This window comes from Diplocloster hominis, assembly GCF_032380655.1.
In the GTDB taxonomy this organism is placed as follows: Bacteria; Bacillota; Clostridia; order Lachnospirales; family Lachnospiraceae; genus Diplocloster; species Diplocloster hominis.
The window spans coordinates 68,123-90,844 of the sequence record NZ_JAWDIY010000012.1 but is presented as its reverse complement, the minus strand read 5'-3'; the positions used below and the strand labels follow the sequence as shown (position 1 = coordinate 90,844).

General features: G+C 46.9%; 19 protein-coding genes. 6 read left to right on the top strand and 13 right to left on the bottom strand.

Going from position 1 to position 22,722, the window contains the following annotated elements:
* Positions 1-59: 59 nt before the first annotated feature.
* The 3 genes from ABC831_RS12900 to ABC831_RS12890 all read right to left on the bottom strand — a co-directional run bounded on the left by ABC831_RS12900 (position 60) and on the right by ABC831_RS12890 (position 3,530).
* Complete coding sequence (locus ABC831_RS12900; RefSeq protein ID WP_343248536.1) at positions 60-1,010, bottom strand: hypothetical protein; 951 nt, start codon at positions 1,008-1,010, stop codon at positions 60-62.
* A 126-nt stretch (positions 1,011-1,136) separates the two neighbouring features.
* Positions 1,137-2,627 carry an MBOAT family O-acyltransferase gene (locus ABC831_RS12895; protein WP_343248535.1) on the bottom strand — a complete coding sequence of 497 codons (1,491 nt, stop codon included), beginning with the start codon at positions 2,625-2,627 and terminating at the stop codon, positions 1,137-1,139.
* Between the two features lie 156 nt (positions 2,628-2,783).
* Entirely contained in the window at positions 2,784-3,530 is a 747-nt protein-coding gene (locus ABC831_RS12890; protein WP_343248534.1) for a glycosyltransferase family 2 protein, read from the bottom strand.
* 221 nt (positions 3,531-3,751) lie between these two features.
* Here ABC831_RS12890 and ABC831_RS12885 point away from each other — a divergent pair, with 221 nt between their 5' ends.
* From ABC831_RS12885 to ABC831_RS12865, 5 genes are all read left to right on the top strand, one after another.
* Positions 3,752-4,690 carry a glycosyltransferase family 2 protein gene (locus tag ABC831_RS12885; RefSeq protein WP_343248533.1) on the top strand — a complete coding sequence of 313 codons (939 nt, stop codon included), beginning with the start codon at positions 3,752-3,754 and terminating at the stop codon, positions 4,688-4,690.
* A gap of 14 nt (positions 4,691-4,704) precedes the next feature.
* Entirely contained in the window at positions 4,705-6,195 is a 1,491-nt protein-coding gene (locus tag ABC831_RS12880; RefSeq protein ID WP_343248532.1) for a glycosyltransferase family 39 protein, read from the top strand.
* 85 nt (positions 6,196-6,280) lie between these two features.
* Positions 6,281-6,940, top strand: coding sequence for a hypothetical protein (locus ABC831_RS12875; RefSeq protein WP_343248531.1), 660 nt, complete (start codon positions 6,281-6,283; stop codon positions 6,938-6,940).
* On the top strand, positions 6,937-8,883 hold the full coding sequence (locus ABC831_RS12870) for a DUF2142 domain-containing protein (RefSeq protein WP_343248530.1): 1,947 nt from the start codon (positions 6,937-6,939) through the stop codon (positions 8,881-8,883). The genes ABC831_RS12875 and ABC831_RS12870 overlap by 4 nt, the downstream gene beginning before the upstream one ends.
* 51 nt (positions 8,884-8,934) lie before the next feature.
* Complete coding sequence (locus ABC831_RS12865) at positions 8,935-9,810, top strand: alpha-1,2-fucosyltransferase (RefSeq protein WP_343248529.1); 876 nt, start codon at positions 8,935-8,937, stop codon at positions 9,808-9,810.
* 885 nt (positions 9,811-10,695) lie between these two features.
* Here ABC831_RS12865 and ABC831_RS12860 read toward each other — a convergent pair.
* From ABC831_RS12860 to ABC831_RS12815, 10 genes are all read right to left on the bottom strand, one after another.
* A complete protein-coding gene (locus ABC831_RS12860) occupies positions 10,696-10,959 on the bottom strand; it encodes an HPr family phosphocarrier protein (RefSeq protein WP_158341818.1) in 264 nt (87 codons plus the stop codon).
* Positions 10,960-10,973: 14 nt separating this feature from the next.
* Entirely contained in the window at positions 10,974-12,323 is a 1,350-nt protein-coding gene (gene glmM / locus ABC831_RS12855; protein WP_158351573.1) for a phosphoglucosamine mutase, read from the bottom strand.
* Positions 12,324-12,398: 75 nt separating this feature from the next.
* Complete coding sequence (locus ABC831_RS12850) at positions 12,399-13,676, bottom strand: CdaR family protein (protein WP_343248528.1); 1,278 nt, start codon at positions 13,674-13,676, stop codon at positions 12,399-12,401.
* The gene (gene cdaA / locus ABC831_RS12845) at positions 13,654-14,535 is read right to left on the bottom strand and encodes a diadenylate cyclase CdaA (protein WP_343248527.1); all 882 of its coding nucleotides are present in this window, start codon (positions 14,533-14,535) and stop codon (positions 13,654-13,656) included. The genes ABC831_RS12850 and cdaA overlap by 23 nt, the downstream gene beginning before the upstream one ends.
* Positions 14,536-14,649: 114 nt before the next feature.
* Complete coding sequence (locus ABC831_RS12840) at positions 14,650-15,606, bottom strand: hypothetical protein (protein WP_343248526.1); 957 nt, start codon at positions 15,604-15,606, stop codon at positions 14,650-14,652.
* The gene (locus ABC831_RS12835; protein WP_343248525.1) at positions 15,581-16,036 is read right to left on the bottom strand and encodes a hypothetical protein; all 456 of its coding nucleotides are present in this window, start codon (positions 16,034-16,036) and stop codon (positions 15,581-15,583) included. The genes ABC831_RS12840 and ABC831_RS12835 overlap by 26 nt, the downstream gene beginning before the upstream one ends.
* 86 nt (positions 16,037-16,122) lie before the next feature.
* Positions 16,123-16,839 (bottom strand): ComF family protein, encoded by a 717-nt coding sequence (locus ABC831_RS12830; protein WP_343248524.1) that lies wholly within the window; start codon positions 16,837-16,839, stop codon positions 16,123-16,125.
* Entirely contained in the window at positions 16,836-19,061 is a 2,226-nt protein-coding gene (recD2, locus tag ABC831_RS12825; protein ID WP_343248523.1) for an SF1B family DNA helicase RecD2, read from the bottom strand. Before recD2 ends, ABC831_RS12830 begins: the two co-directional genes overlap by 4 nt.
* A gap of 134 nt (positions 19,062-19,195) precedes the next feature.
* On the bottom strand, positions 19,196-20,188 hold the full coding sequence (gene mreB, locus ABC831_RS12820) for a rod shape-determining protein (RefSeq protein WP_158341832.1): 993 nt from the start codon (positions 20,186-20,188) through the stop codon (positions 19,196-19,198).
* 195 nt (positions 20,189-20,383) lie between these two features.
* Positions 20,384-21,298 (bottom strand): diacylglycerol/lipid kinase family protein, encoded by a 915-nt coding sequence (locus ABC831_RS12815; protein ID WP_343248522.1) that lies wholly within the window; start codon positions 21,296-21,298, stop codon positions 20,384-20,386.
* A 282-nt stretch (positions 21,299-21,580) separates the two neighbouring features.
* On the opposite strand from ABC831_RS12815, the gene ABC831_RS12810 reads away from it, so the two are divergent.
* A complete protein-coding gene (locus ABC831_RS12810) occupies positions 21,581-22,714 on the top strand; it encodes a hypothetical protein (protein ID WP_343248521.1) in 1,134 nt (377 codons plus the stop codon).
* Positions 22,715-22,722 lie beyond the last annotated feature (8 nt).

Genomic DNA, 22,722 nt, shown 5'->3' with positions numbered 1-22,722 from the left:
AAAAAGAGCGGGCTGGTACCTGAAAGCATACAGGAACCAGTCCGTCCCTGACTTTCGCATTAGTATTCCTGTTCTCTTGACGGTATCAATACATTTTCCAGGAATTCCTGCGTCAGCATAGTAGCTCCATGGACATCCATATGGGTATAATCGGAAAAATACTGATCAGAATATTGTTCGTAATCCACCGCACTGTAGTAATACTGTCCGCTGCTCTCCACGATATCCCGGCAGCGCTCTATGTGCTGATCCAGTACCTCCTTCGCACCTTCCTCTGCCATATAATTCGGTCTGCTGGGAACCTGGACAAAATACAGGTCGATTCCCTTTTGTTTCAGTTTTACCGCCATCTGATACAGACTCTCATAGCTGGGGCCGTCCTGCTGATAGACTTCCGCAAACTGCTTGTCCCAGCGGTTCATGGAGCGTTCAATTCCATATACCTCCAGGGCCACACCGCCATTCTCGTCAAAATCCAGGGAATCATAGTCATTCTTGTACCCCTTAAGTTCCGCATATTCATCATAATAATGCAGATCCCCGAACACACCGTAATGCAGATAGTACATACTCTCTGGAAAGCCCCTTATGTAGCGGCTGATATCTTTATAATCATAATCTTTTTCCTCCCCGTCGAAATCTTCCATGGAACTGAAAATAATGATGCCTTTTGGATTATATTTTTCCAGCAGTACTTCCGTCCAGTTCTCGATATCCTCCATGGTAACACCCCATACGGAAAAATTATAGAACTTCTCGCCCATGGGACCAAGATAATTCAGCAATACATCTGAGTTCAGATTGTTCATAGTCATGGAGGACCCGACTGCCAGATAGTCATAATTTTCTTCGGGCAGCCGGCGGGTTTCATATATTCTGGCATCCAGGGAAATGGAATTGGTAAATCGGACCAGCACATGATTTCCGGTCATCACTCTGGGGATCCCCACATACAGCCCCGCTGCCAACACAAGAAAAACAACTGCTGCCATTATTCTTTTTATTTTCATAGTTTCCTCCATTATGTACAGTATTTGTACATACAGGTATGGGTGAACATCTTTTTGTTCAACCGTTCCTCCATTATGTACAGTTTTTTGTACATATAGGTATTAAAATTGTTTTGGCCTTATTCGTTAGAACTGGAAGTACAGAAACGGACTCGTGGTATAGCGAACCCCCAGTATACCAAAGGTCAAAACAGCAAACAGCAAACACAAATAGCAGGACCAGCGGAACCAAAGCTGCTGTCTCTCGATCAGGGGACGTATATGAATTCCCCGATAATGGCAGAGACTGATAACCCCCAACACCAGAATCGCTCCCAGAAGTATCATCAGCTGCTGGTAATCCAACCCTAAAGTGGTCAGATAATTCAGGGACAGCTGCGGCCACTCAAATTCCATGAACATTTTTCTTATAATGGTTTTGGCCTGATCAAATGAGTTGGATCGAAAAAAGATCCATCCAAAATCCACAAGCAGAAAAGTAACCAATATCTGACCTATCCGAAAACTGGCAGTATCTACATTTACATGCATGGCTTTCCAGATTTTCTGCTTCCAGGGCCTTAGATATCCTCCGATAATCTGATAGGCTCCATGCAGAGCGCCCCAGATTACAAAGGTCCATCCTGCCCCGTGCCAAAGGCCGCTCAACAGAAATACGAGGAATACGTTAAAAGCCCATCTTCCTTTTTTGACCCGGTTTCCTCCTAATGGAATGTAGACATAATCCCGGAACCATGTACTCAGGGAGATATGCCATCTCCTCCAAAATCCGGCAACCGATGAAGCCAGATATGGCTCTTCAAAATTCGTCATCAGGTGAAAGCCCATTACCCGGGCCGCTCCGATCGCAATATTGGAGTAAGAACTGAAATCGCAGTAAATTTGAACAGCAAACAAGACTGTTGCCAGGATCAGCGCGACAGCTTCATATTCAGCATAATGGTTGTAAACCTGATCAACGAGAATCGCAGCTCTGTCCGCGATTACTATCTTCAGGAAAAATCCCCAAAGCATCAGCAAAAGCCCGTCCTTGACCCTGTCAAAATCAAAGATATGCTTCTCCCGGAGCTGATGCAGCAGATTCTTACTGCGTTCGATCGGTCCCGCTACCAATTGCGGGAAAAATGAGACGAACAGGGCGTACCTCCCCAGATTCTTTTCCGGTTCAATTTCACCGCGATAGACATCCAGCGTGTAGCCAAGCGCCTGAAAGGTATAAAACGAGATCCCCACCGGCAGGATCACATCAAACGACACCCGCACCGGCGCAAGATTCAAATACGAAAAAATACTGTTTAAGCTGTTCACCGCAAAATCGAAATATTTGAAGAAAAAGAGTATGGCCAGATTCAACACCAAACTTAAAACTACCCATAGCTTTTTCAAAAATATCTGATTTTTACAGTTCTTTTTCTGCGTCCTCCCGATCAGGATTCCGCACAGGTATGTAATCACTGTGGAAGTACCCATGAGCAGCGCGTACTTGGGATTCCACGACATATAAAAATAGTAGCTGGCCAGCAAAAGCCAGACCCATCGAACCTTATGCGGAATGATAAAATAAATGAGTACCACGATCGGAAAAAACAGCAGGAATTCCATCGAATTAAACGACATCCTACCGCCGCCTTTCCATAGTAAATTTTATCACTACTTCTCACGCACGGTTTTATTATATATAAAAATATAATTATGTTCTAAATTAATCAAAACTTCGTTTTTAACTTGAGATTACTTTACTGTATTCGAGTGCTAAAGTCAACAAAAAAACCCTTAAGATTTTGTTAAGAACTGTAGGCAAACCCGGACGATTCGCAGAAAATCCGTCACCCAGGCAAAAGCCACCCCGTTTTCTTTTAAAGCCCTATGCCCTTCCTTCAGGGAAAGCAGATAAGAGGACAACCCATTGGTACTGGTCCCCCCATAATACATATAGATCAGTACTTCAGGGATATAAGATAATTTAACCTGTCCGTCTTTCAGGCACCGGATCATATATTCATAATCCGCAGAGCACTTATAATCCGTTTTGTACAATCCATATTTTTCATATACTTCCCGTTTCAGATAGAGCGTAGGATGGGCCGGCATCCAGCCGGTCCGGATCGATCCCTGGCCCATATGCCATTTCCGTACGACTTTTTCTCCATCCAGGTAGATCAGATCGCTGTGTACACCGTCTGTTTTTTCACGTACGATCGTTTCCACCATACGGCTGATCACATGTTCATCCGCATAGCGGTCGAAACAGTATCCGATGATATCACCGTCGGACAGCAGATATCCTTTATTAATCGCATCGTAGATGCCCTCATCCGGCTCAGAGATCCATTTTAAACGTTCACCGAATCTGGGCTCAAATTCCCGGATTAACGCGAGCGTATCATCCGTAGATCCTCCATCTACGATCACGTACTGAATCTGCTCATAGTCCTGGGACAATATCATCTCCATGGTCTTTCTAAGATTATCTGCGTTATTATATGTGGTTGTTATCACTGATACAGTTGGCTTATTCATGTGTTCCATCATAGCAAGTTTTTCTCCTATTTTCAACTGGATTCTTTTCTATTTCAAACAATTCTTTTCTATTTCCTAACAATTCTTTTCTATTTCCCATACTTTGCAAGTTTTGCCTGTTTATGGTATAGTAGCTGTAAATTTAGTCCATGAATTTAATCAGTTATATTTGAAAAAATAAAAATTATTCTGGTAAACAAAAAGGTGCGTGATCTATCTATATGGAAAAACTTTCAGCAATTGTCCCCTGCTATAACGAGCAGGATGCCCTGCCCTATTTTTACAAAGAAATCTGCAGCGTTGCAGAATCCATGCCCTATGTGGAGTTCGAGATTATATTCGTCAATGACGGCTCAACCGACCGGACACTGGCGATCGCCAAACAGTTCGCCGAAACAGATTCCCGGATAAAATATGTCTCGTTTTCCCGGAACTTCGGCAAGGAAGCCGCCATTTATGCCGGCCTCTCCTATGCCCAGGGCGATTACGTAGCCATTATGGATGCCGATCTACAGGACCCTCCGGCACTGCTGCCGCAGATGTATGATGCCATCACGAAAGAGGGCTATGATTCGGCTGCTACCCGCAGGGTAACCCGCAAGGGAGAACCTCCGATCCGTTCCTTTTTCGCCCGCTGTTTTTATAAATTCATGCATAAAATATCCAAAACCGAGATCGTGGACGGAGCCCGGGATTTCCGTCTTATGACCCGTCAGTTTGTTAACGCGCTTCTGGAGATGGGGGAGTACAACCGTTTTTCCAAGGGCCTGTTTGGATGGGTGGGCTTTGACACCAAGTGGATTGAATTTGAAAATGTAGAACGAGTGGCCGGAGAGACCAAATGGTCTTTCTGGAAACTGTTGGTTTACAGTATCGAGGGCATAGTGGCATTTTCAACCGCTCCTTTAGCCCTGGCTGCTTTTACAGGCGTGGTTCTATGTCTGGCCGCGTTTATTATGATCTGTTTTATCATTATAAGGACCCTGATTTTCGGCGATCCGACCAGCGGATGGCCATCCATGGTCTGTATTATCTTTCTGTTGGGGGGCTTACAATTATTCAGTATAGGTATTTTAGGCGAATATTTGGCTAAGACTTATCTTGAAACCAAAAAACGTCCCTTGTTTATTTGCAAGGAAACCAACATCGAAGATAAGTAGAAGGATTTTTTGTTATGGTTTTATCAAAAAAGCAGAAAACTGTATTTCTGGCTGGTTTATGTATTCTGGAAAGCCTGTTGATGCTTACCCTCATATTTCATAAAAATATATTTATGGATGAGGCTTTTACGATTGCCCTGACCGGGCATTCCTACCGGGATGTCATCGCTTTGACCGCTGCGGATGTACATCCCCCGGTTTATTATCTGATTCTGAAATTTCTGACTGATATTTTCGGAACCAGTCTTATTGTGATGCACCTGGTATCATTTCTTCCTTTTCTTTTCCAAATGATTCTGGGCTGTACCCTGGTGCGGAAACGTTTTGGAGACAGGACATCTTTTTTGTTTCTGCTCTGCCTCTTCGGTATGCCAAAAATGCTGTATTACTCCACAGACATCCGTATGTACAGCTGGGCCATGTTCTTTGTCACTGCCGCAGCGCTGTTTTCATATGAAATAATATTGGACGGGAAATTCCGCAACTGGCTGTATTTTACTGTGTTCAGCCTTCTGGCTGCTTATACCCATTATTTTGCATGCGCAGCAGTGGCTTTCCTTTATTTTTATCTCCTGATCCACGCATTCAGGCAAAATAAACAAGTTTTGAAAAAATGGATGCTCTGTGCCATTTTCACTGTACTTGCCTATCTGCCCTGGCTGGGAGTCGTTCTCAGGCAGATCTCTCAGGTGACAGAGAAATACTGGATTCCTCCTATTACTTTTTCTACGCTGGTGACTTATATCGAATATACTTTTGCCGTTAAGCGCAGCCGCCTTCTCTCCCTTCTTCTCCTTTTAGTGTTTCTGGCAGTGTTTTTACTGTTTATCTTCCGAAAAAAGGAGCGGGATGACTGGTTCGCTGCGGCCTGTTTCAGTACTTCCATCGGCATGGTCCTGGTGGGACTGGCCGCCTCATTCCTGATCCGGCCTGTTTTTTATCAGCGCTATATGGTGTCTTCCTATGGCTGCATGTGGCTGTTCTTCGCCATCGAAGCCCGTAACATCAAGCGCCCCTGGGTTACCCGGCTGTTAACCGTATGGCTTATATTATGCAGCGTCCTGAATTTTGCGGACATATTGGAACTGCGTTACCAATCCGGCGCAGAGCAGATGGAGTCCTATATGAATTCCGTATTGGAACCGGGTGACGTCATCGTGCATACCCACAATGGAGTTCAAAAATGCTTTGCCTACTATTTTCCAGAAGAGCAGCAGCAGCTGTATGGGTCGGAAATTACAGACGTCTATCAAAAAGTTTATCAGAATTACCAGATCGGGGAATTAAATACTCTCTCCCAGCTGGATCATGTAAAAGGGCATATTTGGATCGCCGCTGATCCTGCTCATAAAACGGTACTGGAGGATTTTAAAGCAGCCGGTTACCAGCCGGAATACCGGGGGACCTTTTCCTTCGATGAATACGAGGTTCTGTTCTATTACGCGGCAAAGTCTGATTATACAGCAGGACTGAACATTCCGCCGAAACAATCAGCCGAAAATTGACACTTTTACGCGCATATAGTATGATGGTAAAAATTGTAACAGCCGATATGGGATTGTAACAAACGATATAGAAAAGAGGTAAGACATGATCAAAAAAGTGTGTAACTGGATAGACCGGAATATCCGCCGTCTGCTTCTGCTGGGGATGCTGCTGTGTATTCTTGGAATCATCGCAAGCTTCCTGTTCCCCAATGAATATATGGCGACACAGGGCTATAACACCAAGGCGGACCAATTGGTCCAGAACCCGCTGACCGAGGGAACGGTTATGGAGTACAAGTTCCAGGTCGATGACCGTTTGCTGGGCGTACAGGTGAAATATACTACTTATGACAAGAAACTTACATCTGGTGTAATTCACTACGAAGTCCTATCCCAGACAGATGGCCATTCTCTGGGAAGTTCTGCTATGGCCGCCCCTAATATCGCGGAGGGGCAGGATGTGCTGATGCCGTTCACCGGCTTTGAGACCTGTTCCGGTTCACTGATCCTGCGCATCTGGTGCGACGGCGTGACCGATGGGAATTACCCCGGGATCTATACGAATCCGCAGATCATCCCGGATGTCAGCACCAGTATCAACGGCCAGGTCCTACAGGGAAATATGATCATGACTTACTGTTATCCCGCGTACAACAAACCGCTGCTGTGGTATTTTGTTCTATTCCTGTTCGTACTGCTGACCCTATTTGCCGTCACGGATCAGGGCCAGCCAATCATCAGAAAGGGGAAAAAGAAGGCATGAAAACTTATATCAAAGAACACTGGCGAAAATTACTGATCATGATCGGCACGGTAATTCTTTTGACAGTATTGGTTGAACTTCTGGTGTTTAACTTTCATTCCCTGTTTGATGACACTTACACAACCCGCTATGATTTTACAAACGGCCAGACGTATGACAATGTGAAAATCGAGGATGTGGATTACTCTACCACAACCGAACAGGACGGAAAAACCGTGGAAAGCAAGGGTCTTGAAACTGACTATACCTTTACTTTCCCCGAAAATATGTATATCAAAAAGCTGCATATCGGCTACCAGTCACCGGTAGATTTTTCCATCACCATGAACGCCTACAGCGATAACGGATACGGCGAAACCTCCACTACCGAATATTACGATCAGTCCCTTGCCGCCTTTACCGACTATTATAACAACATCGGTCAGGACGCCACCGGCTGCAAGATCCGCGTGGTCAACAATTTCAACGGAACTATTGATTTCATCGAATTCAGCAACGAATTATCCATGAATCCCTACCGTATGTTTTTCCTGGCTGTCGTTTTCAGCTGCATCCTGTTCCTGATCTTCGGCGCACCGGTATTCGGCCGTAAGCTGGAAGTATACTTTGCCTTCCTTAGTCTGCTGGCTGGAAGTATCTACATTATTTTCGGCGGTACCCTCCGGATCGGCTGGGACGAGCAGGTCCATTTTGACAACGCCTATTCTAATGCTTATTTTTCAACAGTCCAATATACGGAAGCCGCCACGATCATGAAAGAGGCGCATCAGCCCTATTACAATACGCTGGAAGAACGGCAGTACATTGCCGACTATTTTAATTCCAAAGATAATACCGATCAGGCAGTTCTGGTCAGCAAAGCCCGGTTTATTCCCTATAATCAGTGGGCCTACATTACCCAGACTCTATTCCTGGCGGTTGGACGGCTGCTGCATCTGCCCTTTACCATTCTCTATATGTTTGGTAAATTCGGCAATCTGCTCCTTTACACATTGGTTGTCGCACTGGCAATCAAATACGCGAAGGTCGGGAAGGCCATCATCGCCGTCATCGGTCTGCTCCCCACCTGCCTGTTCCAGGCGACCTGTTACGCCTACGACGGTGTGGCCATCTCATTTACCATCCTGGGCTTTATCCTCTGGTTAAATGAAGTTCTCGACAAGGAAAAGAAGCTGAAATGGTACAATGTGCTGGCAATCGTGGGCTGCTTCGTATTCGCCAGCTTACCCAAAGCGATCTATATCATATTGCTGGCCCTGCTGTGTTTCTTCCCAAAGACCAAGTTCAGCAGCAAAAAACAGAGGATATGTTTCATCGCCGGTGTCGTAGCCATTATGGCAACCATCATCTATACCTTCCTGTTCCCGGTCGCCTCCCAGACTTCTATGGGAAATGTAAACTGGGGATCTGACGTAAGAAATGAACAGTCCGAGACCGGAATCGTCAAACAGCTAATGATGATCCTGGATCATCCCTGGACCTATACCAAACTGCTGGTTGGAACGATCTTCAAGACATTCTGTGACTATATATTCGGAATCGGCGCCAATGCTAATTTTGCCTTCCTGGGAGCTTATTCCGCGCAGTTTACCTACCTGTTCACCCCGCTCTTCCTGGGTTTGGGCTTCCTTTCCTGCCAGGAAGAAACCAAATACGTACTGGACAAAAAGTATAAACTTCTGATTGGTGTCCTGGTTTTCGGTGTATTCTGCCTGATCTGGACCGCACTGTATTTAAGTTTTACTCAAATAGGCGCTCTGGGCTTCAACGGGGTGCAGCCCCGCTATTACCTGCCTATCATGGTCATGCTGCCGTTCCTTTGCAGGAACAAAACCCTGATCTGCCACGGAAAAATACAGAACTACAACCGTATTGTCATGGCCATCATGACCTTTGTCGTCCTGTACGGCGCATACTCTATCATGCTTCCTTTCAACGTATAAAAAAATTAGGGCTATAAAAAACTATAACGCAGAAAATAAAAGGAGTTTAAAATGGTTATCTCTGAAATCATGGGCGGCTTCGGAAACCAGCTGTTTTCCTACGCCTGCGCCTACGCAACAGCAAAGCGGAACAACGATACCCTGATCCTGGACAAGCATCTCTATGACTGCGGATATTTCCGTCGTTTCCAGCTGGATCAGTTAAACATCGACTGTACGGAAACGCTATTGCCGCCCGCTGCTCCTTTTGACCGTTATAAACATCCCTTCCGCACCAAATTTTATGAATACAGGCGCAACCGTAAACTTCCCTCTCCCATCAAAATGGTGCGGGAGCAAAATGAGTTCGAGTATATTCCGGAGCAGTTCGCCTACGACACTAATATCCACCTGACCGGTTATTGGCAAAATTATCGCTATTTCGACCAGTACCGGCAGGATTTGCTGCGTCAATACATTCCTAAGGCCCCTTTCCGCCCCGAAATTCAGGAACAGTTATCCACACTCCGTTCCACAAACTCCGCCGCTATCCACATCCGCCGGGGAGACTATGTGAGTTTCAAAGGCGGCAAATGTCTTTCCCCCACGTACTATAGGAAGGCCCTAAACCTCCTGCAGCAATCTGCCGGGCCGGATCTTCGTCTCTACATCTTTTCCGACGATATCCCTTACGTAAAGCAGGCCTTAAGCACCCTGCCGTCACCTATTTTCCTGAGCGATTCCCTCACACTCACCGACCTGGAGGAATTCTATTTAATGTCCGCCTGCCGACACCAGATCATAGCCAACAGCACCTTTTCCTGGTGGGCCGCCTATCTGAACCCGAACCCTTCCAGGCGAGTCATAGCTCCCCTGGCGGATCTCTGGACCAATGACTTCTATCTGCCTGACTGGACTGCGATACAGGCCGAGATTATTGCTTCCTGAGTAATGTTGCTGGCTTTCATTTACTTGTAATTCTAGGGCCGGAGATTGGAGAGTTGGGCGGATGCCATGGGGGCTGGGGTTTTGTACCTGGGGCGGCGGACTGTTGTTCCGGGGATGCGGCTGTGTCCAATCGTATAAGATGTACTAACAGGGAAGGAGAAAAAGTCCTTATTACATTTTCCGTCACAAACTCGCCAAAAAACGGCTCAAACAGTGTGACGGAAAACGGGACTTTTTCTCCTTCCCTGTAAGTACATCTAATACGATCGGCCAATGCCGCATCCCCGGAACAACAGTCCGCCGCCCCAGGTACAAAACCCCAGCCCCCATGGCATCCGCCCAACTCTCCAATCTCCTGCTTTAAATCTAAATTAGAAATTAAATATTTGTGCCGTAGCTGCAAACCAACAATCGGGGAAATTGCAAAGGAACGCAAGGACAGTGGCCGGCTGCAGTCTGCGTAAGCGGGGCCGGGCGGCTGGGTGTCGGGATGCCGGGGGTATCGCTGGCTGGGTTCCTGTCGGGGGGCGGCGTGTTTCATCCTGTCGGGCTGCATTGGCACAGATTTTAGTATCTCTTAAATGAAAAACCGCAGGAAATCGAAGACTCAAAACGGTTTTCCGTACCGTTTTGAGAGGGCTGTTGAGTGGAGAAATCATCAAGATTTCTCCGCGAATCAGCCCGATTCTTCGATTTCCTGCGGTTTTTCATTTTAGAGATACTTAAAGCTGTGACAGAGCAGCCCGACAGGATGAAACACGCCGGCCCCCGCCGGGAACCCAGCCAGAGATAACCCCCGGCATCACGGCGTCCAGACGCCCGGCCCCGCTTACGCAGACTGCAGCCGGCCACTGTCCTTGCGTTCCGCTCCTCCAGTACAACCCTCTACTCCCCAAGGCCCCCTTCGATGGCCTCTATCAGGGTCTTAAGTGCCTGTTCCTCGTCTTCTCCTTCACATACGAATTCAACTTCGTCTCCACATTTCACGCAGGCCCCTAATACGCTTAAAACGCTTTTGGCGTTTGCCGTGTTTTCCTTAAATGTGAATGTAATCACGGATTTAAACTGCATGGCCGTTTTACATAGAATTCCGGCGGGTCTCAAGTGTAGACCGGTCGGGTTCTTGATGACAACTTTTTGGCTAACCATAAATGATACCTCCTCTACAGCATGGTCTTTGTTATCAAATCTGCCAGTTTTTTCGCTTCTTTTTCAATCAGCTTCTGGTCCTTGCCTTCTATCATTACTCTTACCAATGGTTCTGTTCCGGAGGGACGGATCAGTACCCTGCCTTCTCCGGCGAATTTGTCTTCCAATTCTTTGATGGCAGCCGCTATTTCCGGATATTCCATGTAGCGGTCTTTTTTGTGGGTCGGGACTTTGGCGTTGATCAGAGCCTGAGGCATTACCTGCATGATGGATGCCAGCTCCGATAAGGGTTTTCCTGTCTTGACCACGACTTCCAGCAGATGCAGCGCGCTGATCAGGCCGTCGCCGGTGGTATTTTCATCCAGGAAGATGATGTGTCCGGACTGCTCACCGCCCAGGTTGTAGCCGGCTTCTATCATCCGCTCTAATACGTATCGGTCGCCGACTTTCGTCTGCTCGATCACCAGGCCGTTCTTCTTGCCCATCAGGAAGAATCCCAGATTGCTCATAACCGTTGCTACGATTGTATTTTGTTTTAGTTTTCCCTTTTCTTTGAGATAGTATCCGCAGATGCCCATCAGCTGATCGCCGTCCACGACTTTTCCCTGCTCGTCTACAGCCAGCAGTCTGTCTGCGTCACCGTCGAACGCCAGTCCCAGGGAGGCTTTTTCATATACAACCCTGGCCATGAGTTCTTCCATGTGGGTAGAACCGCAATTGGCGTTTATATTGGTGCCGTCCGGATCGGTGTGGATCGCTACCACATCGGCTCCTAACTCGGTCAGGGTTTCGATCGCGGTATAATAAGAAGCTCCTTCCGCACAGTCTACGACGATTTTCAATCCCTTCAGATCCAGATCCACGACTGATTTCGCAAATTCAATGTAGTCTTCCCTCGCGTCGAACCGATAGCTGACGTGGCCGACCATGGGGCCTACAGGAACCGGAAGATCTTTCATACCGCTTCGGATGACTTCTTCAATCTCGTCCTCCAAAGCGTCCGATAACTTATATCCGCTTCCGTTAAAAAATTTGATTCCGTTGAACTCGACCGGATTGTGGGAGGCAGATATCACGACTCCCGCATCTACCTGGTATTTTCTGGTCAGATAGGCTACAGCCGGTGTCGGAAGTACTCCGATGTAAACTGCGTTGGCCCCCACGGAACAGATTCCTGCCATCAGGGCATTTGCCAGCATACCGCCGGATATTCTCGTATCACACCCTACCAAAATTGTTGGTTTGTGTTCATTTTCTTTTGTCAGAACATAGGCACCCGCCTGTCCAAGCTGCATCGCAAGTGTAGGAGTCAGCTCTGTGTTGGCTACTCCTCTAACACCATCGGTACCGAATAATCTTCCCATATAAAACCTCCAGATTTTATGTTTATTCTTTTAGGTCACTCAGGTCTAATTTTAGAAGCTTAATTGCTATATCGTCTACTTTTTCCTCAAATCGACTTTTACAGTGACCTGGTCTTTTACAGTATATGGACTCGGAACGGTCACGGTTACCGGAACTTCATAACTGCCCGCCCTTTTATAGCTGGACAGATCGATGGAAGTCTTCAGCGTGCTCTGGTCAAATTTTGCCTTTTCGGCTTCCAGTGCCTCGAGAGTAACGACCAGATTGGACGCTTCATCGGGGAAGGAATAGGAATATCCTTCCGGTGCACCTGTAACTTCTATACTATCTTTAGATACCAGCTCATTCCATTCCACCATTTTTTCTATATAGGCGATCACCAATACCTGGCTCTTTCCGTCTTCATCTACCGGGTCCACAACTTTGATTTCCTCAGAGTTAATAACTTTTGCAGCAATATCAATCACTGCACTCACATCTTTGTCCTCACCGCTTATTTTTAGCAATGACGGGCTAATCGTAATAGAATTCCCCAGTTTTTCGAGAGCACTCTCAGGACCGGCTACTGTTATTTGATCCGGGTCACAAACTACGTTGGTTACCCTGTAATCCTGAGCCGGACTTCCACTGTATGAACCAACCAAAGAGACCAACTGCTTCTTATACATTACAATTTTAACACTGATCCCGCTTTCCTTCTGTTCATATTTGAGCTTATCCGCATTCACTACTGGATCTCCGTCACTATCCACCATAGTAAGCTTAATTGAAGAGAATGTCTGATCAGTGGTCATATCCGTAACATTTACCGTAGCCACGGCATTCTTCACTTTCTTCACAACAGACTCCGGTCCCTTAATTTCTATAGAACTGATTGTCGGTATCTTTTCACCCACAACATAACCGCCGCCGGGCGTCCCCTTCGTTACCACCGAGACCTTCACCGCTTTTGTCTCTGATTCTTCTATCGAAATTTTCAAATTATGCGGACGATAATAGATATCACTCTCATTGACATCCTTAGGAAGAGTGATATCAATAGGAGCGACCCATGTTGATCCCATCTGTGTCAATTCCAGCATATCAGCATGGGCTTTAAAATCTTCTGCTTTTAAATCCTGTATGACTGATTTTCTCGCTTTTACCGTGATATCCACATGATCACTGTCATCCAGCACACTGTATTCCTGATCACTGGTAAGAGCTTTCACATTCAGCATTTCCACCGCGATTCCATCGAAGGAGCCCGAAATAACAGGATCATTGATCTGTACCACAAGGAACCAGATGACAATAGCGGCAGCCAGCGAGATCAGTTTTAAACCAAAATTATTGGCCAGCTTTTCTTTCATCTCTATGCCTTCCTTTCCACAGTCTGAACCGTCTGGCTTCGGCTTCCTTGCCCTGGATCTCCACCAGACGCTTTTTAAGCACGTCCTGATCTACATTTCTCCACAGACGTCCCCCCTGTGCAATGGAAACCGCACCGGTTTCCTCCGATACGACAATTGTAAAGGAATCCGTAACCTCGCTGATACCTATAGCCGCCCGGTGTCTGGTGCCGAGTTCCTTGCTGAGTTCCATGTTGTCCGAAAGCGGCAGATAGCAGGTTGCGGCTGTGATCCGATCTCCGCACATGATAACAGCACCATCGTGCAATGGCGTATTATGCTCAAAAATATTCAGAATCAACTGGCTGGATATGGCGGAATCCACGACGATTCCTGTCCGCTCATACTCAGTCAGCGGTATGTCCATGGCTATGACTATCAATGCGCCTGTCTTTACTTTTCCCATCTCAAAGCAGGCTTTCACAACTTCGTTGATGGTCCGGTCGCTGAAGCGCTCGGAAAGCTCCTTATTGCTGTCAAAGGAGACAATATTGGCAATTACATTTTTCTGCCCCAGCTGCTCCAGAGCCTTTCTAAGCTCCGGCTGGAATATAACCACCAGCGCGATAATACCGGCGTTTACGGATTTTCCCACGATAAACAGAATCGTATCCATCCGGAAAATAAGCGCCATTAAAATGAAGAGCATCAGCAAAATGAATCCCTTCAGCAGTATCCAGGCTCTCGTATTTTTGATCCATACCAGTATCTCATAAATCAGGAAGGCCAAAATAAGTACTTCAACGAAATCCGTCAGTTTCAGGTTCAGGGGTTTCAGTTCCGTTATATATTGACTGAAATAATTTGCCAGTGTACTCATTTTCTCACTTCCTTTCTCTGTTATATCTAACTATCTTTGGCAGTCTTTTCTCTGTTATATTTCACTCTCTTATACGCTTTTTCACGGTTATCCCTAACTGTGTTTTTGCAGTTCTTAATATCGCTCGTTTCTTCTGTCGTCTTTCTTCGCGTTTATTTTCTTGATCTGTTTCTTCCGCGTAGTGACGCTCATCTTTGGAACTGCTTTTACATAATAGTAATACTCATCATCCTCAAACTGTACCCGTTCTGTTCTGGAATAATCCACACTGAACAGGAAAAAGTGCAATACCAGCGCTACCAGCACCGCCACCAGACTTCCCACGATCAGCATGAGCAGGGAATTGGACACATCTAATATAAAGTCGCCGATCAGCAGAACGAAAATATCCGTGATAGCTCCCACACCAATCGCGATACTCCAGGCATAGTCTACAGACAGACGCCGGATGATGTATACTACAATGATTGTAATCGTAAAGGCTGCAATCGTCAGAAGCATGGCCTTGTTATCGATAATACCATTGACCAGCAGACTGATCCTGGTCAGCATCGATTCTGTATCCGAATTGCTTAATGCGCTGGCGTTGGTCTTCAGTAAATCAATCAGATAATACACAGCCACTCCACACCCTACGGGCAGCGCTGCTACCGGCATGCTCACCAATCCAACGGAGATCGGTATCACATAGGGCACTTTCAGTGCAAACGCAATCGGAGTCAGCAGCAGTATAAAGCTGGACTTCGGAGATAACCTGAGATAGAGCATGAGTATCAGGAGCTCCACACACAGAACCACGATCCCGGCCTCCAGAGAAAGGCCAATCGCATGCCCGAGTATCAGTATCCCCGCAAAAAATACCGCAAAATTCATCGGCAAAAAAGAACAAAGCAGCGCCAGTATGATTGCAATTGCCGGGTTCTTCAGCGGTTTCAAATACCCCATATTCTGGTTAATTAACAGAAACGCCGTTAACGAAACTAAGAACTTATACAGCGGTGTGATATAAACTTCGAATTTTGCGTAGAAGTTTTTCAACTGCTCCCTAAATTCCAGTAATGTGATCATCATAAAGTTGTCCTCCTGATCGTTCTTGGCGCCCTGTCTTTTGCTCTTCCTTACTGTAGAAAGCATTCAGTTCTTTCAGCAGCCTGTAGTAATCTTTCAAATCTTTTCTCGCCTGTTTATAACGGATCCGATATAGAATATAGGAACAGATCAGATACACAAGCATTACCGCCACATATATAATTACGATCTTTTCAATCATAACGATCAGCTGGTCGGGATTTAGATTTGCTAGAACATAATCCATGTTACAGACAGCCCAGAGCCCAAGTATAATGGCATATGCAATCGTGACAAATATTGCCGTTTTGATTACATTATAACTGATATAATCGGATTGAAAATAACTGGCCAGCGGAATCTCTTTTTTTCCGTCATTCTCTTCATAAATAGCCAGCTTTGTCATCAACCTGATCTTTTCTTCATTTACCATCTGGTCACCTCAAAGCATTCATTGAATTTCCAAATTCTGATAAAACTTATTATAACATAGAAGCCCGGGAATGAAAAGTAATTTGGTCAATATCCCCTGCCAATCGCCAGGCATACGAAGTACACCCTGTTCACGCCAGCGGCTTTCAACGCCTTTGCCAGCGTCTCAATGGTACTTCCGGTAGTATAGATGTCATCCACAAGCACTACTGTTTTACATTCTATCGCATTTGGCTTTACATGAAAAGCGGTTTTTAAATTATTCTTACGTTCTTTCTCATTTAGTTCTTTCTGGGGAATTGTTTTCTTAGTACGATATACCAGATCGGTACGGACAGGTATCTGAAACTCTTTGGACAGACCCCGGGCCAGCAATTCTGCCTGATTAAAACCACGGAAAACAAGCCTTGATTTATGTATGGGTACCGGAATCAGCGCATCCGGCTTCCATCGCCGCATCTGTATGCGGCTGGCCTGAATCATCTCTTCCACATAGTACTCTGCGTATTCACGCCGAAACGGCGGGTATTTATATCTGGCGATACTGCCTTTCATGCGAGTGTCATAGAGAAACACCGCCGCACCGCTCTCATAATGATACGTCTTTCTTCCGCAGTCATAGCAATATTCCGCCGTTTCATTTTCCAAAGGTTTGCCGCACTTTTTGCACTTGGGCTCGCCAATCCTCTTGAGAAGAGGGCGGCATTTTCTACAGATTTTTTCCCCGTAAGGCGTCACGATCTGATCGCAGACCGGACACCTCCTGGGAAAGAAAAAGTCTAACAACAGTTCTTTCCATCTCATATATGCTGTTGCGACACCTCCCTGATCCGGTCCCGCAGACCGGAATAACGTGACTGTTCACTCTCATTTTCCACCATAGCCCGAAACGTCGTTTCGCTCCCTATGATCGTTACGCACCGCTTGGCCCTGGTCACCGCCGTATACAGCAGATTCCGGTTCAGAAGCATCCTGGGGCCTGTCAGGAGCGGTATAACAACTGCAGGGTACTCACTCCCCTGTGCCTTATGAATCGTGATGGCATAGGCCAGCTCCAGCTCTTCCAGCTGTTTAAAACTATATTCCACACACCTGCCCTCATCGAACTCCACGGTTAAAAGCTCTGCGAACAGATTAATTTCTTTGATTACACCCATATCTCCGTTGAACACGCCGGTCCCTTTGTCTACCGGTATTCCGTAGCGGCCCCGCACTTCCCATTCCAGCTGATAATTATTCTTGATCTGCATTACCTTATCGCCTTCCCGGTAAATGTGATCGCCGTATTCCTTCTCCCGCTTATTTGGCCCGGGAGGGTTTAACGCCTGCTGCAGTGTTTTGTTCAGCTGTTCCACACCCAGATTGCCTTTCCGCATGGGAGTCAGCACCTGAATATCGTAGGGCCTGGCCTCCACATAAGGCGGCAGCTTTTTGTCCACCAGATAGATGATGGACTGAGCGATGATATTGGCATCCTCCCGCTTCAGGAAATAGAAATCTTTGCTTTTATTGTTCAGCAGCACCTGCTCACCGGCGTTGATCTTATGCGCATTTACCACGATATCGCTCATGGATGCCTGCCGGAATATCTTCGTAAGCCGGACCACGTTGCAGCAATGAGAATCGATAATATCTTTCAGAACACTGCCGGGGCCTACCGAAGGCAGCTGATTCACATCTCCTACCATAATCAGACGGGTGCCTACCGTAACTGCTTTTAATAAAGCATTCATCAGGCTGATATCCACCATAGACATCTCGTCGATCATGACAACATCCGCCTCCAGAGGGTTCTGCTCATTTCGTTCAAAATTTATCCGGCCGTCGTCATCATCCGGCACATAAGACAGCTCCAGCAGACGATGAATGGTCTGTGCTTCGTAGCCGGTGGCCTCGGTCATCCGCTTTGCCGCACGGCCTGTAGGCGCAGCCAGCCGGATCTCAAGGCCTTCTGTCTCAAAAAATTTGATCATGGCGTTGATCGTGGTTGTCTTTCCGGTGCCGGGACCTCCGGTTATCACCAGCAGCCCGTTTTTTACCGCTTCGATCACGGCCATCCGCTGCATCTCATCCAGCTCAATGTGTGCGATTTCTTCGATTTTCTCCAGCCGTTCACTGATCTTATCCGTAGAAATCTCGCAGTTTACATTCAAATCATGTAACATAGCTGCCACGTTTAACTCCAGATAGTAGTACTGGGCGGCGTATACATTCCGGACTCCGTCTTTTTCCTTTACGATCAGTTTCTTATCTATACAAAGATCCATGATAAACTTCTCGATATGAGGGATCTCCACCCGGAGCAGTTCCCCTGTCCTGTTCAGCAGCACAGGTTCGGGCAGATAGGTATGTCCTTCCGCTGCCGCCTGCATCAGCACATAGAGAATACCGCTGCGGATCCGGTAATCTGAGTTGGACTGAATCCCGACTCTGGCCGCGATCTCGTCCGCTATCTTAAACCCCACTCCCGCCAGTTCGTCGGCCATCCGGTAAGGGTTCTCCTGGATGATCCCATATAGCTCCTGGCCGTAATGTCCGTATATTTTAGCCGCCAGGTTGGTACTGATTCCATATTTCTGGAGAAATATCATCGCATTGCGCATATCATGTTTGTCCACGACCTGGGCCGCGATCTCCTGCGCTTTGCGTTCGCTGATCCCCTTAACCTCCGCCAGGCGTTCCGGCTCTTCCTCCATAATGCGGAAGGTGTCCTCTGCGAACCTCCGGACGATCCGGGCCGCGAGGGCTGCGCCGATCCCTTTGATCGCCCCGCTCCCCAGATATTTCTCAATGGATATGATATCCTCCGGTGATTTCAGTTCGAAGGTTTCCACCTGAAACTGGCGCCCATAGATTTGGTGATCCGTATAGCTGCCGGATGCCTGTAACCGCTCCCCTTCACTTATATAAGGAAAAGATCCGACACAGGTGATCTCCTCCCCTTCACTGATCATGGACAAAACCGTATATCCATTTTCTTCATTTCGGAACACAATATGTTCTATGTATCCTTCCAGCTTCTCCATCCCGTCACCCTTCTCATCTTAATCGAGTTTCCCAACCGAACTTCGTTCTTATTCCGCCTGATGCAACAAGGGACGGGGGCTTCTGCCAGCTCGACAATGCGAACCTCAAAGCCTCCGTCCCCGATTATTCAGCTTTAATCATCCCTTTTTCCGGACAGGAACTCTACGAACTTACCGGTTCCGATCGCCACAGCGGTCATTGGATCCTCTGCCGTCATGGTGTTGATGCCCGTCTTTTCTTCGATCAGTTCTTCCAGTCCCCGCAAAAGGCTGCCGCCTCCGGTCAGGACAATCCCACGGTCCGCGATATCGGCCGCCAGCTCAGGAGGGGTTTTCTCCAATACGCTGTGCACCGCTTCCACAATCTGCGCGGTAGTCTCACGAAGAGCTTCTTCTGTCTCGTCGGAGGTGACGGTAACCGTCTTTGGAAGACCCGTCACCAGGTTTCTTCCCCTTACATCGTAGGAATCCGTCTCCGCTCTGTGGTAGGCCGATCCGATCTTTATCTTGATATCTTCTGCCGTTCTCTCACCGATCAGCAGATTGTGTTTTTTACGCATATAACGAACCAAAGCTTCATCAAAATCATCGCCGGCGATCTTGATCGAGGTGCTGACCACCGTACCTCCCAGGGAGATAACAGCGATATCGGAAGTACCGCCGCCGATATCCACGATCATATTCCCGCAGGGCCTGGCAATATCAATCCCTGCGCCGATGGCAGCCGCGATGGGTTCCTCTATAATAGAAACTTCCCTGGCTCCGGCCTGGTAGGTCGCATCTTCCACGGCTTTTTTCTCCACTTCCGTGACGCCGCTTGGAACGCAGACACTGATCCGGGGCTTCCGGAAGGTTTTCTTGCCGATGGCTTTCTGTATAAAATATTTCAGCATCTTCTCCGTAACTGTATAATCGGAAATAACACCCTGTCTCAGCGGACGTACCGCTACAATATTACCGGGAGTTCTTCCCAGCATCAGCCGTGCCTCTTCTCCTATGGCTTTAATTTTATTCGTATCTCTATCAAAAGCTACAACCGAGGGTTCTTTCAGTACAACGCCTTTACCTTTGATGTACACCAAAATACTGGCTGTACCAAGGTCAATCCCGATATCTGTTGCTATCATGACAATCCCCTTTCATCATACTCGTTTTTCATTTATTTTTTCCAATCGTAAGCATCTTTAAACGTGTGTATTCATTATTATATACAATTCATTTAAAAAATCAAAGTATTTTCATAATTTTTTACGTTTTCCCCAATTTCTGATGGGAAATTATTCTATTTTTATCGTTAACGCTTAATATTCCCGCCCTATTTTCTACCTCAAAGCCATTTCCGGCTTCTTCACCATGATCTCCACTGCCTGGTGATGATTTTCTATGAACACATGTGTGTGCTCTCCGCCAAATTCTCCATCCAGGGTCCAGGGAATCTCCTCCCTGCATTCAATATGCAGGCTTCCTGTTCGGAATGTATACATATGCTTCGTGTTAATTTCCTTAATCAGCAGGGATGAGAGGATCTCATTTAGTTCGATGGGATTCGTGGGTTTTTTGATCAAGGTGACTTCAAACACTCCGTCATCCAGTACCACATGTTTTCCTATAATCGATTTAAATCCGCCCACTGATCTCGAATTTGTGACCATGCCAAACATAAATTCATCTTCGATTACCTTACTGTCGTCGTCATAGGTTACCCGGATCCGATAAGACTTGATCGAGTACAGGCGCTTCACTCCTTCCAGCACATAAGCCATATGTCCCAGCACGTTCTTCCGCTCCTGAGGCGTGAGATAGGAGACGTCCGTAAATATTCCAAACGCCGCGATATACACAAAGAAATTGTCATTGAACGCTCCGATGTCGCAGGGAAAACCTTCCCCGCGCACAGCAACCCGGGCGGCATGGAGCATATTTTTGGGCAGGCCCAGACTGTTGGCGAAATCGTTGGTGGAACCAGCGGGGATATACCCGATGGGAATCCGCTGGGTCCGGTTCATCATGCCGGTTACCACCTCATCCAGCGTACCGTCGCCTCCGCTGCACACCAGCAGGTCATAATCGCCGGCATCCGCACGGGTTTTTTCTTCCGCGTCCTTGCTCCTCTGCGTGGGGTACGCAGTGATCTCATATCCGGCCTTGGCGAAAATATCCAGTATACCGGCCAATTTATTTTTAATTAACTCTTTACCTGCATGTACATTATAGATAAACAGTAATTTCTTTCTCATACAGACTCCTTCTATCTAATCATTACCATCCCAATTGTACTACTTGCGTTTCCATCCCGCAACTTAATTTTATCTTAATATATACGATCACAGGAAGGCCGAGGAGTTTCTTATGGGACCGGGACATTTCCCAGAGATATTTTAATTTTTGGCATTTTAATTTTGGGGAGACATTTTTGAATTTAGAAGTTAACAATTGTAATGCAGCGTTATATAATAAGGATAACAAACGCCGCATACTGACTGGTTTTGGATAGGAATGGTTTGGAGGGAGATGATTTCTTGAAAATTCAACAGAAACGGGGGGCCTGCGCAGCTCTTGCTCCTGAAAAGCGCAGCACCGCAGACGAAAGGAAACAAAGTGTACAGACTTCCCGGTCGGGAGAGCATACTTCTGCTGCCGGCAGTATGACCATGGACCGGCTTGTGAAAACAGCAGGTGACAGCCGGAATACTTCCGCATATCTCAGCAACCTGAATTTGCAGCAATTGATGCCCGGTGCGCAGATCGCCATACAGGATCTGTCGGGAAAAGACCAGATTATCCTCTATGCCAGGGGGCATCAAGGTCAGCTCCAACTGGTATTGTCCCCGGACCTGCTACAGAAAATGCAAAACGATACAGAATTCAGGGACTGGTGTCTGGAGGAGCTCACTAAGACCTGGAAGTCTCTTCTTAACCAGGTGGAGCGTTACACGAACTCCGGCCGCAAGATCACAGGAGCCGGTATCTATATGGGAGCTGACGGAAGCATCCGTCAATGGATCGCCAGCAGGAAACCGGATATGATCCAAAACAAATCCGGCCTTTCAACTTCCGCTCTGTTTAAGGGGAATTCCATCAGCCGTTATCACAATAAAGACGGTTCAGCCATCACGGTAAAAAAGAAGCCTTCCTACACTCCATCCAGGGATCTGGCCCGGCTGGCCAGAGCCAGAAATCAACAGATGGTTAAGGTTACTATAAGTTCCATCCGCAGAAATATCTATCAGCTGAAGTCCGGTTCTTATGCCGCGAAGGAGGCCATGCCTCTGACACATCAGGCGGAGCAGGTCCTGCGAAAGGCCCTGTTGAAGAGCAAACAGCTAAAAAGAGAAGAACTCATAAACTCCGCCCGTAAAAAAGCGCAGCGCAGTCAAAATCTGAAAAAAGCCATGTATTTAAAACGTCTCCTCAAAGAAAAACAGGTAAGAAGAACGGTTCGCGAATACGGGCAGATACATGACTATTATCCCAGCCCCCAGGAACTAAAGGCAGAAGAAAAACGGCTGAAAGACCAGCTGGAAAATGCTGCAGGGGGAATGACCCAGAGCGGTCAGGATATGCTGTCTTCGACCCCTGTTCCAGCAGGTATCCCTTCCGCCGCCGTCATGCAGGGCGGAGGGGCTGCTGTCACGATAGACATTACCATATGATCCATGAA